Source organism: Agrobacterium sp. 6Ca8 (genome assembly GCF_055382765.1).
Genome location: NZ_AP026433.1, coordinates 514309 through 529702, shown reverse-complemented (window position 1 = coordinate 529702; position 15394 = coordinate 514309). Strand labels below are relative to the sequence as shown.

The window sequence follows — 15394 nt, the reverse complement described above, 5'->3', positions numbered from 1 at the left end:
TCCTAAATCTTCAGGTAACGCCGACAAATGAGGAATTGCCCCTGGCCATGCCCGAAAATGTGACCCTGCCCGAAAAAATGCGCTTCATCGACCTTCCCTCCCATGGTGGCCCGGAGGTGATGCAGCTTTCGCAAGCACCTTTGCCAACCCCCGCCAGAGGCGAAATCCTGGTGAGGGTCGAGGCGGCCGGCGTCAACCGCCCCGATGTCGCGCAGAGGCAGGGCGCCTATCCGCCGCCGAAGGACGCAAGCCCGATCCTCGGCCTCGAAATTGCCGGAGAAGTGGTGGCGCTCGGCGAAGGCGTCAGCGAATTCAAACCTGGCGACAAGGTCTGCGCGCTCGCCAATGGCGGCGGTTATGCACAATATTGCACCGTACCGGCCGGGCAGGCCCTGCCCTTCCCCAAGGGGTACGACGCCGTCAAGGCCGCCGCGCTGCCGGAAACATTCTTCACCGTCTGGGCCAACCTCTTCCAGATGGCGGGCCTGACCGAAGGCGAAAGCGTGCTCATCCACGGCGGCACCAGCGGTATCGGCACAACCGCCATCCAGCTCGCCAAAGCCTTCGGCGCTGATGTTTATGCGACGGCGGGTTCTGCGGAAAAATGCGAGGCCTGCGTCAAGCTTGGTGCCAAACGGGCCATCAATTACCGCGACGAGGATTTCACCGCCGTCATCAAGGCCGAGACCGATGGCAAGGGTGTTGATGTGGTTCTCGACATGATCGGTGCGGCCTATTTCGAAAAGAACATTGCCGCACTCGCCAAGGATGGCTGTCTGTCCATCATCGCCTTTCTGGGCGGCGCCGTGGCTGAAAAGGTTGATCTGCGGCCAATCATGGTCAAACGCCTGACCGTCACCGGCTCCACCATGCGGCCACGTACCGCTGACGAGAAACGCGCCATCCGTGATGAGCTTATCGAACAGGTCTGGCCACTCATCGAAAGCGGCAAGGTTGCGCCTGTCATCAACAAGGTCTTCACGCTGGACGAAGTTGTGGAGGCCCACCGGCTGATGGAAACCAGCAATCATATTGGCAAGATCGTGATGCGGGTGTCCTGATCAGACCTCTTGCATTAATGACGAATCGTACTACCTTCTAGTTATGTTCAACGTATCGGAAGGAGGTGATCCAATGTCTAATGAGATTTCGGTCTCTGGTGCAGGCAATGGAAAGGGTGGGTTTTCGACGGGGCAGCCCTCGGCGTAAAAACCTCTTGCCTTCGGAACGTTGAGAAACAGTCCCGGGTCTGTAAACAGGACCAAGCTCATGGAAGGGTCGCCTCTGGCGACCCTTTTCCGTTTCTGGGGTTATCGGCGCGTTTACCCGGTTCCCTCATCTCTGTGCTTGTCACAGAGATCCAGCCAGACCAAGTCTTTGGGCTGAATGGAGTTTCACCGCCGCGCAGACGCGCGCCGGCTGGCAACCTGTGACGATCACAGGAATGACGGTGTGTACGCTAGCGTTGCAGACATCTTATACATCCGTCGGACGCGCGTCTGCGCGGCGGAAAGGTTCTTTTCAACCCACGGAGTTGGGTTGGCTGGATACCGGCTCAAGGCCGGTATGACGGGGAACTCAGGATAGGCGCAACCGCCAGCTGCCAATCGCAGCCGCATCTCCCCTACTTCTTGCCAAACACCTTCCACCGGGTCGGACGAAACCGCAGTTCGGCACCTACCGCCACGGCGGCGTTGAGCGGCACCTCGATTTCGAGGTGATAGGGGTCATGGCCATTATTGGCGATGTCGATTTCGGCGATGCGGGTGCCGGCGAGGCGGCGACAGGTGGTAACCTTGCCGTAAAGCGCGTTTTTCTCGTCGGTCAACACCACATCTTCCGGACGGAAGAACAGCTCGCCCTCACCTGCGCCATTTTCGGCGACGCCGATGCTCTCGCCCTGAAACACCACCTGGCCGTCGCGGATCGTCACCGGCAGGCTGGAGGATTCGCCGATGAAGGAGAAGACGAACGGGGAATTGGGCGTGTCGTAGACGTCATCCGCCGTGCCGACCTGTTCGATCTTGCCCTGGCTCATGACGACGACGCGGTCGGCCAGTTCCAGTGCTTCTTCCTGATCGTGGGTAACGAAGACGGTGGTGTGGCCCGTGCGGTCGTGGAATTCGCGCAGCCAGCGGCGCAGTTCCTTGCGCACCTTGGCATCGAGTGCGCCGAAGGGTTCGTCAAGCAGCAGCACCTTCGGCTCGATGGCAACTGCGCGAGCCAGCGCCACACGCTGACGCTGGCCGCCGGAAAGCTGGGTGGGGTAACGCTTTTCGAGGCCGGTCAGATGCACCATGTCCAGAAGCTCCGAAACTCGCCTGCGGATTTCCGCTTTCGGCGGGCGGGAGGCGGAAGGGCGCACCTTCAGGCCGAAGGCTATGTTGTCGGCAACCGTCATATGGCGGAACAGGGCGTAGTGCTGAAACACAAAACCGACATTGCGCTCCTGCACCGAGCGGTGCGAGGCATCCTCATCACCGAAGAAGATGCGGCCTTGGGTCGGCTGCTCCAGGCCGGCGATGAGGCGCAGCAGCGTCGTCTTGCCGGAACCGGAGGGACCAAGCAGCGCGATCAGCTCGCCGGAACGAATGTCGAGCGACACGTCGTTCAGCGCCGGAAAGCGATCAAACTGCTTGGTGATGCCGGAAACTTTCACTTCCATGAATGTGCCTTTCAATGCTTGCCGGCTGCGTTGCCCGCGCCAAAGCGTATTTCGAGAATGGTTTTGAGAACGAGCGTCACGAGCGCCAGACCAGCCAGCAGCGTCGCCACCGCGAAGGCCGCGCCGATATTGTACTCATTATAGAGTATCTCGACATGCAGCGGCATGGTGTTGGTCTCGCCGCGAATATGGCCTGATACGACAGAGACGGCGCCGAACTCGCCCATGGCGCGGGCGTTGCAGAGCAGCACCCCGTACAGCAGTCCCCATTTGATATTCGGCAGCGTGACATACCAGAAGGTCTGCCAGCCGGTTGCGCCAAGCGAGATCGCCGCCTCCTCATCGCCATTGCCTTGCTCCTGCATCAGCGGGATCAGTTCACGCGCGACGAAGGGAAAGGTGACGAAGATGGTGGCTAGCACGATGCCCGGAACAGCAAAGAGGATTTCGATGCCATAACTCTTCAGCCATGGCCCGAGCACGCTGTGCGAAGAGAACAGGATGACATAAACCAGACCAGATATGACCGGCGAGATCGAGAACGGCAGGTCGATCAGCGTTATCAGGAATGCCTTGCCCTTGAACTCGAATTTCGCAATCGCCCAGGCGGCGGCGACACCGAAGATAAGGTTGAGCGGCACCGAAATGGCGGCGACAAGCAGTGTCAGACGGATGGCAGAGAGAGCATCCGGCTCGACGATCGCTTCCCAGAAGGCATCGGCGCCTTTGCGAAATGCCTCGAAGAACACCGATACCAGCGGCAGCACGAGGAAAGCCGCAAGGAACAGGAAGGCAATGGCAATCAGCACCAGCCGGGCAGGCAGGCTCTCGCTGGCGGGATCGCGGAACGGTCGGGACGAGGTGCGGGAAGCATCAGACATAACCGTACCTCTTGCGGCTCCAGGCCTGAATGAGATTGATGAGGAACAGCATGGCGAAGGAAATGATCAGCATGATGGTGGCGATGGCCGTCGCGCCCGCATAATTGAACTCCTCCAGCCGGATGACGATGAGGAGCGGTGCGATTTCCGAGACGTAAGGAATATTGCCGGCGATGAAGATGACCGAGCCGTACTCTCCGATACCGCGCGCGAAGGCGAGTGCGAAGCCCGTCAGGATGGCGGGCGTGAGGCTTGGCAGCAGCACCCGGCTGATGGTCTGGAAACGGTTGGCGCCGAGCGTTGCCGCCACCTCCTCCACCTGCCGGTCTATTTCTTCCATGACCGGCTGCACGGTGCGGACCACGAATGGCAGGCCGATGAAGATCAACGCGATGACGATACCGGTCGGCGTAAAAGCGATCTTGATGCCGAAGGGTTCGAATAGCGAGCCAACCCAGCCGCGATTGGCATAAAGCGTGGTGAGCGCGATGCCGGCAACCGCCGTCGGCAGGGCAAAGGGCAGATCCACGATGGCATCAACGAAACGCCGGCCGGGAAAACGATACCGCGTGAGAACCCAGGCGACGATGACGCCAAAAACAGCGTTCACCAGTGCGGCGATGAAGGCGGTGCCGAAACTGACGCGCAGCGCATTCAGCGTACGGCTATCGACAGCGATCGCAATAAAATCTGCAAAACCAAGTTTCGCCGTGGACCAGATGAGGCCGCCGAGCGGAATAAGAATGATGAGAAACAGATAGACGACCGTGTAACCGAACGTCAGGCCGAAGCCGGGTATCACGCTCGATTGACGCCACTTCCACCTGTTTCCGGATGTATTATTGCTCATCAACGCTCCGGATAATCTTTAGTTTGGCACATTTCCGGACAGAAAACCGGGGTCCACTTTTCCTGGAAATGCTTTCTGGGAGCCGGTGTTCCCCGGCCTTGTTATAAAGGATCGACCGGCACGGTGTCCGGTCGATCGATTTGTCGTTTTTCAAGTTCCCTTAAGCGGGGTGGGCGGATTTGTCTTCAGCCCATCATCCGCTTACTTGGCGGGCTTGTAAATCTGGTCGAAGATGCCGCCGTCACCGAAATGTTCAGGCTGCGCCTTGGCCCAACCGCCAAACTGCGGATCGTCGATGGTGACGAGCTTGATGTCGGGCAGCTGCTTCAGCAGATCCTTGGAAACAACTGCGGGGTTCGAAGGACGATAGAAGTGCTTCGCCGCAATGTTCTGACCTTCGTCGGAATAGAGATATTGCAGATAGGCTTCCGCCGCCTTGCGGGTGCCCTTGGCGTCGACGTTCGCGTCAACCACGGCGACCGGCGGCTCGGCGAGGATCGAGATCGGCGGCACGATGATGTCGAAGGCATCCGCGCCGAATTCCTGACCGGCCAGATAGGCTTCGTTTTCCCAGGCCAGCAGCACGTCGCCGATCTGGCGCTGCGCAAATGTGACCGTGGAGCCGCGGGCACCGGTATCGAGCACCGGAGCGCGCTTGTAGAGTTCGCCGACATAGGCCTTGATCTTGTCCTGATCGCCCTTGAACTCTTCATTCGCCCATGCCCAGGCGGCAAGGTAATTCCAGCGTGCGCCACCAGAGGTCTTGGGGTTCGGGGTAACGATCTGCACGTCGCCCTTTACCAGATCGCCCCAGTTATGGATGCCCTTCGGGTTGCCCTTGCGGACGAGGAACACGATGGTGGAGGTGTAGGGCGAGGAATTATGCGGCAGGCGGCCGCGCCAATCCTTGTTGATCTTGCCGGAATTCTGGACGATGGCATCGATATCGCTCTGCAGCGCCAGCGTCACCACATCGGCTTCCAGACCGTCGATGACCGAGCGAGCCTGCTTGCCGGAGCCGCCATGCGACTGCTGGATCGTGACATCCTCACCGGTATCGGCCTTCCACTTCTTGGCGAAGGCTTCGTTGAAATCCTTGTAGAGTTCGCGGGTCGGATCATAGGACACGTTAAGCAGCTTGGTCTGCGCGGCAGCCGAGCCGACACCTCCCAGAGCCAGCGATAGACCGAGAGCGAAAACGCTCAAACCGGACAGAAGCTTGGACATCGGTATTCCCTCCTGATGAAGATGGCTTAACTCTACTGGACCGGTAGAGTTGGTCAATGAGGCCGAATACGATCGAAAAAGTGTTTCCCGAGAGCGTTTCCACGGGCAACAAATACAGCGCAGCATAGGCGAAAGGCGCAACAAGCGTCGTGTAAAACTTTGCTGAATGCAAAACCGTTTCACATTTTTGACGATTTTTTAGCGTTACGGCGAAAAATATTCAGGGGTTTTAGACGATTTTTTCGTCAGGCCGTCAAAAGTTCGGGCACTTCCACGCCTGCAACGGCATCCGCAACGGTGGTGTTGAAAAGGATATTGCGGGTGGCGTCGGCCACGCGGGCGAAGACGTGGCGTATCTCGCACTGCTTTTCGCCATCGCAATCCTCGCACCGGCGATAGGCGGTCTGCGACAGGCAGGGCAAGGGAGCGAGCGGCCCGTCGATGAGGCGCAGCACCTCGCCGAAGGTGATATCGGCAGCCGGGCGCGCCAGCAAATAACCGCCCTGCTTGCCGCGCCTGCTTTCGACGATGCGTTCCTTCTTCATTTCGAGAAGGATCTGTTCAAGGAATTTTTTCGGAATGGCCTGTTCGCGGGCAATATCGGAAATTTGCACAGGACAACCGCCGTCGGCCTTTGCCAGCGAAAGAAGCGCCCTCAGCGCATATTTTGCCTTCTGCGAAATCATCGTGAAACCAGTAGAACACAAGCCCGGATACCCGGCAATTCCGGCTTAGCGCAGAAGTTGTCACAATTCAAATCCAAGCTGCAAAGAAGGTGAACGGGCATCTTTTGCTCATAGATCGTGCGCGTGAGGCATTTTTGCTCTGAAGTGCAGCGCACAAAGACTGTCATTTCTGTTCCAGAGGCCCGATTTCAACAATAATCGGCCATGGAAATCCCGGACGTGACAATGACGATCAATTCAGCAAATGCCTCTGCCGATACCGCTTCCCTCGACGCCACGCTTGCCGGGCTCGATCTTGCAGGGCGACTTTCCTTTATCGCCGGTCTTGGCGGCCGTGCGGTCTTCACCACCAGCCTCGGCATCGAGGATCAGGTCATCACGGCGGCCATCGGCACCCACCGGTTGCCGATCGACGTCGTGACGCTGGAAACCGGCCGACTCTTCAAGGAAACCGTCGATCTCATCGAGGAAACCGAGGAACGCTTCGGCATCGACATCCGTCGCTTCCGGCCCGAACAGGACGATATCGACGCCTATGCCGAAAAATACGGCCTCAACGGTTTTTACGAAAGCATCGAGGCCCGTCACGCCTGCTGTCATGTCAGAAAGCTGATTCCGCTCGGCAAGGCGCTGGAAGGTGCCACCTTCTGGATCACCGGGCTCCGCCGCGGCCAGTCGGGCAATCGTGCGACCACACCTTTTGCCGAATTCGACGCTGAGCGTAATCTGATCAAGGTCAATGCCTTGGCGGACTGGGACATCGACCAGATCAAGGCCCATGTCGCTTCTGAAAACATTCCCGTCAATCCGTTGCATGCGCGTGGTTACCCCTCCATCGGCTGCGAGCCGTGTACACGCGCTATCAAGCCCGGCGAGCCTGAGCGCGCCGGCCGATGGTGGTGGGAAAACGACGAGAAGCGCGAATGCGGTCTTCACGTCGCCGGTGCGGACCAGACGTCCGCCATTTCCGCCATCCCACAACGATAATCATTCAGACCAGTTCCGGAGTTTAAAATGTCCAACGCAGTCCACGAGACGGACAGCAAGAATACTGTCGCATCCAAGCCGCCGCTCGATCCGCATCTGAAGGCGCTTGAAAACGAAGCCATTCATATCTTCCGCGAAGTCGCCGCCGAATTCGACAATCCCGTGATGCTCTATTCCATCGGCAAGGATTCATCCGTGCTGCTGCATTTGGCGCGCAAGGCATTCTTCCCAGGCCGCGTGCCCTTCCCGCTGCTGCACGTCAATACGGGCTGGAAATTCAAGGAAATGATCGAATTCCGCGACAAGATCGTCAAGGAATATGACCTCGATCTCATCTCCTACACAAACCCGCGCGGCGCGAGCGAAAACGTGACGCCCTTCACCCACGGTTCGGCGCTCTACACCGACATCATGAAGACGGAAGCCCTGCGCCAGGCGCTGGACGCCGGTCAGTTCGATGCCGCCTTCGGCGGTGCGCGCCGCGACGAGGAAGCAAGCCGCGCCAAGGAGCGCATCTATTCCTTCCGCACGCCGGACCACAAATGGGACCCGCGCAACCAGCGCCCTGAGCTGTGGAACATCTATAACGGCATGGTCCGCAAGGGCGAAAGCGTGCGCGCCTTCCCGCTCTCCAACTGGACCGAAGTCGATATCTGGCGTTACATCGAGGCGGAAAACATTCCGCTCGTGCCGCTCTATTACGCCGCCGAGCGCCCCTATATCGAGCGTGACGGCATGATGATCCTTGCCGAAGACGAGCGGCTGGAGCTGCTGCCCGGCGAAGAGATCAAGCACGGCTCGATCCGCTTCCGCACGCTCGGCTGCTTCCCGCTGACCGGCGCGATCCACTCCGAGGCGGCGACGCTTCAGGAGGTCATCGCAGAGCTGGAAATCGCCACCGTTTCCGAGCGGCAGGGCCGCGCCATTGATCGAGACCAGTCCGGCTCGATGGAGAAGAAGAAGCGCGAGGGCTATTTCTGATGACCGCCGCTGCTACCAACACCGCCTCCACGGCCACCATTCTGCCCTTTGCAGAACATTCGAAGGCGACGCGTGATACGCGCCCGCTTCGTCTCATCACCTGCGGCAGCGTGGATGATGGCAAATCGACCCTGATCGGCCGTCTCCTGTGGGACACCAAGGCCGTCAAGGAAGATCAGGCCGCTACCCTGCATCGCGATAGCGGCAAGCAGAACGATCTCGGCCTGCCAGATTTCGCGCTGCTGCTCGACGGGTTGCAGGCAGAGCGCGAACAGGGCATCACCATCGATGTCGCCTATCGTTATTTCTCGACCGACCGGCGCGCCTTCATTGTGGCCGACACGCCCGGCCATGAGCAATATACCCGTAACATGGCGACCGGCGCTTCCACGGCCGATCTCGCCGTGCTTTTGGTCGATGCGCGCACCGGCATTCTGGAACAGACACGCCGACACGCCACCATCGCGGCGCTGATGGGCATCCGGCAATTCGTGCTGGCCATCAACAAGATCGACCTGACGAATTACGACAAGGCAGGTTTTGAGCTGATCGCCCACGAATTCCGCGATTTCGCCTCCGACCTCGGCATCAAGCAGATCACAGCCATTCCAATGTCGGCGCTGAAGGGCGAAAACGTCGTGCTATCAGGCAAGGCCTCCATGCCCTGGTATGAAGGCCCGACGCTGGTCGAAACGCTGGAGCTTGCCACGGTGCGCTCGGCGCAATCGGGTGGTTTCCGCTTCCCCGTACAGCGCGTGTCGCGCCCCGGCGAAAGTTTCCGCGGTTATCAGGGCACGGTTGCCGGCGGCTCGGTCAAGCCGGGCGACAGCGTTGTCGTGCTGCCGTCGGGCATGGTCGCGAATGTCAAGCAGATCGTCACTTTCGATCTGGTGCGTAACGCCGCCGTTGCTGGTGACGCGGTCACGCTCGTTCTCGACCGTCAGGTGGACGTCTCGCGCGGCGACATGATCGTGTCCATCGAGGCACAACCGCAGACAGGGCTTGCCTTCGACGCGCAGATCGTGGCGTTGCAGCCGGGTGGCATCGAGGCCGGCAAACGTTACTGGCTGAAAAGCGGCAGCCGCCGCCAGCGCGTCAGCGTGCAGCCGGTCAGCCAGCTCAACCTGAAAGAAGGCGAATGGCAGGCGCACGAGACATCGCTGCCGATGAACGCCATCGGCAAGGTGCGGCTCTCCTTCGACGAGACGGCAATCTTCGATGCCTATGAGCAGAACCGGGCAACCGGCTCCTTCATCCTGATCGACCCCGACACCAATAACACGGTGGCGGGTGGCATGATTGCCGGCAAACGCAGCGTTGGCGCGACGGAAGAACAGGGTGACCGCGTCATTCTCTCCCTGCCCGCCCATCTGGCCGAGAAGCTTCTGGCAAGCGAACTGCTGGCCAAGCACCGCGACGAGATCGACATCCGCCGCACGGATGGCGCGACAGCCTCACGGCTGATCAGCGATCTGGACTGACAGACACGCGCGCACAACAAAAAGGCGACCGTCCAAGCGGTCGCCTTTTTTGTTTGAAAGCCTTTGGATCAGGCCTCGTTTAAAACACGAACATGTAAAGCAGGATGATCACAAAAATCGGAACACCCATCGCCCACAGTGCAATACCTTTTAGCATGTTATCCTCCATCGTTGTTGTGGTGGGATAACGGTTGAGGCGCAGTTGCGTTCCCTGCGACTGCGCTGGCGACGGGTTCATCGCAGTCGATAACGTCAAACGCATCAAGTTTTCGACGCTTGGCAGAGCCTAGAAGATGGCCAGCGTCATGGCGCTGTGTTCAGGCCCGGTTAATGACCGACAACTCACTCTCTCAGCAATGGAACTGCGTGGTTCAGCGCACGTTAGTGTCCGTCATTGGGAGATGAAGATTATGAAAATTCTGACTGCAGCGATCTGCCTGGTTTCGGTGGGCATCCTAAGCGGCTGTGTCGATGATCGAGGCTACCGTAGCGGCGGATATTATACGACAGGCGTGTACTACCGCACCTATGAACGCGATCGTCACTACCGTGACTATGACCGTCGTGACTGGCGCGACCGGAGGGATTGGCGTGATCGTCGCGACTGGCGCGGTGATTACCGCTACCGATGATCGACTGGACCTACATTCAAGACCATTGGGATTGGGCGGGGCACATTCTAGAGGCCGTCATCATGGCGGCGATTGTCGCCGTTCTGTTTCGCCTGCTCGTTAGCTGGCGAATGGCGTGGATAATCGGGCTGGCCTTCGCCGCCGGTCATTTTCATGGCAGGGAAAAGCGGGACTACGAGGTGTCCGTAGAAATGCCTCCTCCCCATCTGGAGGGTTATTACTTCTGGAATTGGTCCTGGGATGGTTTAACCGACTTCTGGCCGACGGCTGTTGTTTGCGTTTTGCTCATTCTCCCGTTGGCGAGGAGGAGAAATTGACCTTCCGTGCAATCACCAAAGTCGTGATTTGCAGCCGCGGACGCCGAATGCGTTTACCCGTCCGGTTTTAAACGGTCAGGTCTCCGTACGATGCCTTGATCCAAGGATCTTCAGAAGTGTTGGGATCATTTGAAAGCCCCGGGAAATATTGGGCTTAAGCTGGTCGGAGTGAGAGGATTCGAACCTCCGACCCCGTCGTCCCGAACGACGTGCGCTACCAGACTGCGCTACACTCCGTGACCAGCGGCGCTTCTATAGACCAGCCTCCAGCATTCGACAAGCGGCATATTGCATTTTTTGTGACAAGTTTTCAACGCGCTGCGAAGGGCGGTCGCCAAGTGCCTGCCGCACCGGGCGGCGTGTGGGAAAACGTTACAAAAAAGCAATTGTGGCAGGAAATTTTCGTCAAGCGGCACAGCTCCCCTGCCCGTCGCCGCCAAATCTGCTAGGGGAACGTAATGACCGGCGGGAAGCCGGACACGGCACAAAGGACATTTCACCATGCTATTTCGCAGCGTAACGCTCGCAGGGCTCGCCATTGCGCTCTCCGCCTGTACGACATCGACGGGCTCTGCCCCTTCCTTCACCCAGAAGAGCCCCGTTGAAACGCGGTGGGTCGGTCAGTCCGCAGGTATTTTCTTTGCAAAATTCGGCCCGCCGCTGAGCGACACGGAAACCGGCAGCTCGACCATCTATAACTGGCGCGGCGGTTACAAGAAGGCCACCATTCCGGCCAAGTTCGAAGAAGGCAAGGACGGCAAGAAGGGTCGCCAGATTTCGCCCGCCCGCACCGCCTCGCTCTCCTGCACGGTTCAGCTCACCGTCTCCAGCGACTACACGATCACTTCGGTACGCACGGTTTCCGACCGTCCCGGCGTCAACGGCCCGAGCTATTGCGCGGAATTCCTCGCCGCAAACTGAGTTTTCGTCCAGCTGACGAAACGAGCCAAGGCCTGCCCTAACCGGCGGGCCTTTTCACTTTTTTGCGATTATTCTCATTTTTCCTGAATTTTTTTCACACGGACCAGCGCAACCTGATCCGCCAAGCGCGGCGAACGCCGAATTGACGGCGTTTTCGCGATATTCGCGCTTGAGACACTTTCAACCGTTTGAAAGCACCGTCTAATCCTCGCAACCACAAAAATGACAATCCGCAAAATGGCAAAAACTGCAAATGCGACCTTATGTCCCGGCAAAATCCCCCCAAAAGCGCTTGAACTGGAGTGAATAAGTCAGGGTTGTGCCTGTTTCGGCTTTGCTGTAACGGGGCGGCTGGGAGGAGTGTTTTTAACACAAAACAAGAATCAGGTATGGCCGTGACTCCCATCGATCAAGACAAATCCCAGCTCACTGATCTTTCCTCAGACGCGCTTCCCTCCCATGCGCTTCCAATGAACCGCAGACAGGTTCTCGGCACTGCGCTCGCAGGGCTTGCAGCGACAGCGCTGCCGACATCCTCGCTTCTCGCCAATACGGCTACCAAGAAGGTCGACGTGCTTCTGATCGGTGGCGGCATCATGAGCGCGACGCTCGGCGTGTGGCTGCGTGAACTGGAGCCAACCTGGTCGATGCAGATGCTCGAGCGGCTGGACGGCGTGGCGCTTGAAAGCTCCAACGGCTGGAACAATGCCGGCACCGGCCATTCCGCGCTTGCCGAGCTGAACTACACGCCGGAAGACGACAACGGCAACATCAAGATCAGCCAAGCCGTCAACATCAACGAATCCTTCCAGATTTCCCGGCAGTTCTGGGCATGGCAGGTGCGTAACGGCGTTTTGAAGAACCCGCGCTCCTTCATCAACCACACGCCGCATATGAGCTTCGTCTGGGGCGATGAGAACATCGCCTATCTCGAAAAGCGCTACGAAGCGCTGAAGGCAAGCCCGCTTTTTGCCGGCATGGAATATTCCAGCGACCCCGAGCAGCTTAAGAAATGGGTGCCGCTGATGATGGAAGGGCGCGATCCTTCCCAGAAGATCGGCGCGACCTGGTCGCCGCTCGGCACCGACATGGAATTCGGCGAGATCACCCGCCAGTTCGTTTCGCATCTGCAAAGCGACCGGAATTTCGACCTGCAGGTCAACAGCGAGGTTTCCGATATCCAGCGCAATGCCGATGGCAGCTGGCGCGTGACCTATAGCAACCTGAAGACCGATGCTGAGCAGACCGTGGATGCGAAATTCGTGTTCATCGGCGCCGGCGGCGGTGCGCTGCATCTGTTGCAAATGTCCGGTATTCCGGAAGGCGACAATTACGCCGGTTTCCCGGTCGGTGGCTCGTTCCTGATCAACGACAATCCTGACGTGACGATGCAGCATCTGGCCAAGGCCTACGGCAAGGCCTCGGTCGGCTCGCCGCCCATGTCGGTTCCACACCTCGATACCCGCGTGCTTGGTGGCAAGCGCGTCATCCTGTTTGGACCTTTCGCCACCTTCTCCACCAAGTTCCTGAAGGAAGGCTCCTATTTCGATCTCGTCTCCTCCGTCACGACAAGCAATGCCTGGCCGATGGTGCGCGTTGGCATCGATGAATATCCGCTGGTGGAATATCTCGCCGGCCAGTTGATGATGTCGGACGACGACCGCTTTGCCGCGTTGAAGGAGTATTTCCCGAACGCGAAACAGGGCGAATGGCGTCTGTGGCAGGCGGGCCAGCGCGTGCAGATCATCAAGCGCGACGAGGAAAAGGGCGGTGTACTCAGGCTCGGCACGGAAATCGTCGCCGCGCAGGATGGCAGCATCGCCGGTCTGCTCGGCGCCTCCCCTGGCGCCTCCACGGCCGCACCGATCATGCTGAGCGTTCTGGAAAAGGTCTTCAAGGACAAGGTGGCAACACCGGAATGGCAGGCCAAGATCCGCCAGATCGTTCCGAGCTACGGCACCAAGCTCAATGACGACCCGGAAAAAGTGCAGCAGGAATGGGCCTATACGGCCGAGCACCTGCAATTGCCGACCCCGCCGCAGATCGATCTTGGCGCGCTGAAGGGCGCGGGAGCGGCACCTGCTGGCGCGCCGGTGAAGAAGGTTCCCGATATCGCGCTTTAAGGCGAAACTTCCAGCCTTGAAAAATAAAAACGTCGCGCCTTGTTGAAGACGCGGCGTTTTTTGTTGGGAACAAACTTGGCCAGTCATTCCTCCTTCATCCTCCGGCTTGTCCCGAGGATCTACAACAGGTTGATTTTGTTGACGTGCTTAAACACAGCTTTACCTTTGAGTTGCGGGAATGGATCGATGTAACTATTCTTTATCATCTCTCCAATGGTCATATTCATGGGAGGTTTGTTCCCGTATGTAACGTTGGAGACCACCGCGTGCTTCACGTTTTCTATGTCAGTGACATAAGCTATGCTCCGCTCTGGTTCCATACTAGCGCAGTTTATGCCGATCACGAAGCCTGACCGGTCGAACACCGGGCCGCCGCTAGCGCCGGGGTGCATGTGGAAGTCTACGTGATACAACGGCCAAGAAAGCAGATATTTGTCGCGCCCTTCCGGATAATACTCAACGACCTCGCCGCGATAGAATGCAGGATTCGTCACAAGCACATGCTTCCCATCGCGATCAACGATTTCTGTGTTGGGAAACGCGAAAGTAAAAACCGTTTCTCCTACTTCGGCTTTCGATATTCTGAGGGGAGCGCATTTTTCACATCTTGAACCCGCGTCAACTTGGCATACGGCTACGTCACACCCATCGACGGTGCTCACAATGTGAATTCGCCGCTCTTCAAACGCAGAGCTATTGGAACGTCGCACCATCGTCATCAACGCAGATTTTTGCCTTACAAGCCCGTCTGGTGCAGTTCGATCCAGAACCTCATCGACAACGTGCTTTGCTGTAGCAATCAACCGTGGGGCTATGAAAAAGCCGGTTCCAAGCATCCTCACTGGATCGCCGGGCTTTGTTGGATACGAAAACAGCGGCACGACCATTCGCGTCGCATCATCCAAGACGTTTCCGCTATCATCTGTAATTTGATAAAAGGCGTTGTCATCCGTCCCTTCGAGAGGCGGCAACACTACCGGCGGTGACTCCGCTCTTTTTCTTTTAAATATCTCTAACCACGGCAATTTCAAAACTCGACCTCAAAAAGCGGATTGAGATGCTCAGAACCCGCGCTATGGCGGCTAGCAATAGAGAAAAAGAGCAATCCCGAGCGCCTAATTAACGCTCAGGCGGGACGACTTTTCGGGTTTCACGATGACCGCAAGCCTCATTTTGGCACGTAAGGGTATGATGCTTGTGTCCAAATATTCCAAAAGTTGGATCATTTACGACCGAAGTTACCTTTAGTTGTCCGCTTTGGCAAAGGGGACAGGTTTCACCAGATTTTAGAGACTTTATCTCTGCCTGAAGCTTTTTAATTTCCGCATCTTTTTCGTGGAGGTCTTCTTTTGCATCGCTCAAAGCCATTTTTATGTCTGCAAGATTTCCATAAAGCTCGGCCATCTGAGCTTTGAAACCCGCCGAGTCCAAGTCCCTTTCGATGTCTCGTAAGTCTCTTGCGATTTTAATTGTCTGGCTGGCTAAACCCAGTGCGCCCATGATGTCCACTTCAATTGCCCCCGACTCGCAAATTTCAGTCACAATCTAGCGTGTCTTTGGGCGACTCAAAAGGCCATATGGACTGGCCACGAGGCCATAACACTTAGCTTATCCTAATATTCACTAAGTAACTTATTTTATTG

The 15394-nt window shown here is 57.9% G+C and carries 16 protein-coding genes and 1 tRNA gene; 8 read left to right on the top strand and 9 right to left on the bottom strand.

The genetic code is table 11. The features are described from left to right. Window positions 1-47 precede the first annotated feature (47 nt). Window positions 48-1061 carry an NAD(P)H-quinone oxidoreductase gene (locus ACZ5A6_RS02625; protein ID WP_003511875.1) on the top strand — a complete coding sequence of 338 codons (1014 nt, stop codon included), beginning with the start codon at window positions 48-50 and terminating at the stop codon, window positions 1059-1061. A 563-nt stretch (window positions 1062-1624) separates the two neighbouring features. On the opposite strand, the gene ACZ5A6_RS02620 is transcribed toward ACZ5A6_RS02625, so the two are convergent. From ACZ5A6_RS02620 to ACZ5A6_RS02600, 5 genes are all read right to left on the bottom strand, one after another. Next, the gene (locus tag ACZ5A6_RS02620) at window positions 1625-2665 is read right to left on the bottom strand and encodes a sulfate/molybdate ABC transporter ATP-binding protein (RefSeq protein ID WP_003511873.1); all 1041 of its coding nucleotides are present in this window, start codon (window positions 2663-2665) and stop codon (window positions 1625-1627) included. A gap of 11 nt (window positions 2666-2676) precedes the next feature. Further along, window positions 2677-3546, bottom strand: coding sequence for a sulfate ABC transporter permease subunit CysW (cysW, locus tag ACZ5A6_RS02615; protein WP_003511871.1), 870 nt, complete (start codon window positions 3544-3546; stop codon window positions 2677-2679). Beyond that, window positions 3539-4396 carry a sulfate ABC transporter permease subunit CysT gene (gene cysT / locus ACZ5A6_RS02610; RefSeq protein WP_025592705.1) on the bottom strand — a complete coding sequence of 286 codons (858 nt, stop codon included), beginning with the start codon at window positions 4394-4396 and terminating at the stop codon, window positions 3539-3541. The genes cysW and cysT overlap by 8 nt, the downstream gene beginning before the upstream one ends. Window positions 4397-4597: 201 nt before the next feature. Further along, window positions 4598-5623 (bottom strand): sulfate ABC transporter substrate-binding protein, encoded by a 1026-nt coding sequence (locus ACZ5A6_RS02605; protein WP_003511869.1) that lies wholly within the window; start codon window positions 5621-5623, stop codon window positions 4598-4600. A 245-nt stretch (window positions 5624-5868) separates the two neighbouring features. Continuing rightward, a complete protein-coding gene (locus ACZ5A6_RS02600; protein ID WP_025592702.1) occupies window positions 5869-6309 on the bottom strand; it encodes an RrF2 family transcriptional regulator in 441 nt (146 codons plus the stop codon). Between the two features lie 204 nt (window positions 6310-6513). Here ACZ5A6_RS02600 and ACZ5A6_RS02595 point away from each other — a divergent pair, with 204 nt between their 5' ends. From ACZ5A6_RS02595 to cysN, 3 genes are read left to right on the top strand one after another with little or no spacing between them, the layout of a single operon-like run. After that, the gene (locus ACZ5A6_RS02595; RefSeq protein WP_174061564.1) at window positions 6514-7296 is read left to right on the top strand and encodes a phosphoadenylyl-sulfate reductase; all 783 of its coding nucleotides are present in this window, start codon (window positions 6514-6516) and stop codon (window positions 7294-7296) included. 27 nt (window positions 7297-7323) lie between these two features. Beyond that, complete coding sequence (gene cysD, locus ACZ5A6_RS02590; RefSeq protein WP_065661277.1) at window positions 7324-8277, top strand: sulfate adenylyltransferase subunit CysD; 954 nt, start codon at window positions 7324-7326, stop codon at window positions 8275-8277. After that, a complete protein-coding gene (gene cysN / locus ACZ5A6_RS02585) occupies window positions 8277-9758 on the top strand; it encodes a sulfate adenylyltransferase subunit CysN (RefSeq protein ID WP_003511861.1) in 1482 nt (493 codons plus the stop codon). The genes cysD and cysN overlap by 1 nt, the downstream gene beginning before the upstream one ends. Before the next feature lie 79 nt (window positions 9759-9837). Here the strand turns inward: cysN and ACZ5A6_RS02580 are convergent, their stop codons facing one another. Then, window positions 9838-10020 (bottom strand): hypothetical protein, encoded by a 183-nt coding sequence (locus tag ACZ5A6_RS02580; protein ID WP_141193590.1) that lies wholly within the window; start codon window positions 10018-10020, stop codon window positions 9838-9840. A 148-nt stretch (window positions 10021-10168) separates the two neighbouring features. Between ACZ5A6_RS02580 and ACZ5A6_RS02575 the strand changes: the two genes are divergently transcribed. Both ACZ5A6_RS02575 and ACZ5A6_RS02570 read left to right on the top strand, forming a co-directional pair. After that, entirely contained in the window at window positions 10169-10390 is a 222-nt protein-coding gene (locus ACZ5A6_RS02575; RefSeq protein WP_003511857.1) for a hypothetical protein, read from the top strand. Next, a complete protein-coding gene (locus tag ACZ5A6_RS02570) occupies window positions 10387-10707 on the top strand; it encodes a hypothetical protein (RefSeq protein ID WP_464111041.1) in 321 nt (106 codons plus the stop codon). The genes ACZ5A6_RS02575 and ACZ5A6_RS02570 overlap by 4 nt, the downstream gene beginning before the upstream one ends. Window positions 10708-10867: 160 nt before the next feature. On the opposite strand, the gene ACZ5A6_RS02565 is transcribed toward ACZ5A6_RS02570, so the two are convergent. Beyond that, a tRNA-Pro gene (locus ACZ5A6_RS02565) sits at window positions 10868-10944 on the bottom strand. 264 nt (window positions 10945-11208) lie between these two features. Between ACZ5A6_RS02565 and ACZ5A6_RS02560 the strand changes: the two genes are divergently transcribed. Further along, window positions 11209-11628, top strand: coding sequence for a hypothetical protein (locus tag ACZ5A6_RS02560; protein WP_003511854.1), 420 nt, complete (start codon window positions 11209-11211; stop codon window positions 11626-11628). A 389-nt stretch (window positions 11629-12017) separates the two neighbouring features. Further along, on the top strand, window positions 12018-13751 hold the full coding sequence (gene mqo, locus ACZ5A6_RS02555; protein ID WP_025592695.1) for a malate dehydrogenase (quinone): 1734 nt from the start codon (window positions 12018-12020) through the stop codon (window positions 13749-13751). Between the two features lie 119 nt (window positions 13752-13870). On the opposite strand, the gene ACZ5A6_RS02550 is transcribed toward mqo, so the two are convergent. Continuing rightward, window positions 13871-14782 carry a S1 family peptidase gene (locus tag ACZ5A6_RS02550; protein ID WP_065661282.1) on the bottom strand — a complete coding sequence of 304 codons (912 nt, stop codon included), beginning with the start codon at window positions 14780-14782 and terminating at the stop codon, window positions 13871-13873. Window positions 14783-14870: 88 nt separating this feature from the next. Continuing rightward, window positions 14871-15293, bottom strand: coding sequence for a hypothetical protein (locus ACZ5A6_RS02545; RefSeq protein ID WP_464111040.1), 423 nt, complete (start codon window positions 15291-15293; stop codon window positions 14871-14873). Between the last annotated feature and the right edge of the window lie 101 nt (window positions 15294-15394).

Coding starts and splice junctions, on each gene's coding strand:
- ACZ5A6_RS02560 (WP_003511854.1), top strand. CDS start 11,209: ATGCTATTTCGCAGCGTAACGCTCGCAGGGCTCGCCATTGCGCTCTCC.
- ACZ5A6_RS02595 (WP_174061564.1), top strand. CDS start 6,514: ATGGAAATCCCGGACGTGACAATGACGATCAATTCAGCAAATGCCTCT.
- ACZ5A6_RS02575 (WP_003511857.1), top strand. CDS start 10,169: ATGAAAATTCTGACTGCAGCGATCTGCCTGGTTTCGGTGGGCATCCTA.
- cysW (WP_003511871.1), bottom strand. CDS start 3,546: ATGTCTGATGCTTCCCGCACCTCGTCCCGACCGTTCCGCGATCCCGCC.
- ACZ5A6_RS02620 (WP_003511873.1), bottom strand. CDS start 2,665: ATGGAAGTGAAAGTTTCCGGCATCACCAAGCAGTTTGATCGCTTTCCG.
- cysN (WP_003511861.1), top strand. CDS start 8,277: ATGACCGCCGCTGCTACCAACACCGCCTCCACGGCCACCATTCTGCCC.
- ACZ5A6_RS02600 (WP_025592702.1), bottom strand. CDS start 6,309: ATGATTTCGCAGAAGGCAAAATATGCGCTGAGGGCGCTTCTTTCGCTG.
- ACZ5A6_RS02580 (WP_141193590.1), bottom strand. CDS start 10,020: ATGCGTTTGACGTTATCGACTGCGATGAACCCGTCGCCAGCGCAGTCG.
- ACZ5A6_RS02570 (WP_464111041.1), top strand. CDS start 10,387: ATGATCGACTGGACCTACATTCAAGACCATTGGGATTGGGCGGGGCAC.
- cysD (WP_065661277.1), top strand. CDS start 7,324: ATGTCCAACGCAGTCCACGAGACGGACAGCAAGAATACTGTCGCATCC.
- ACZ5A6_RS02605 (WP_003511869.1), bottom strand. CDS start 5,623: ATGTCCAAGCTTCTGTCCGGTTTGAGCGTTTTCGCTCTCGGTCTATCG.
- mqo (WP_025592695.1), top strand. CDS start 12,018: ATGGCCGTGACTCCCATCGATCAAGACAAATCCCAGCTCACTGATCTT.
- ACZ5A6_RS02625 (WP_003511875.1), top strand. CDS start 48: ATGCCCGAAAATGTGACCCTGCCCGAAAAAATGCGCTTCATCGACCTT.
- cysT (WP_025592705.1), bottom strand. CDS start 4,396: ATGAGCAATAATACATCCGGAAACAGGTGGAAGTGGCGTCAATCGAGC.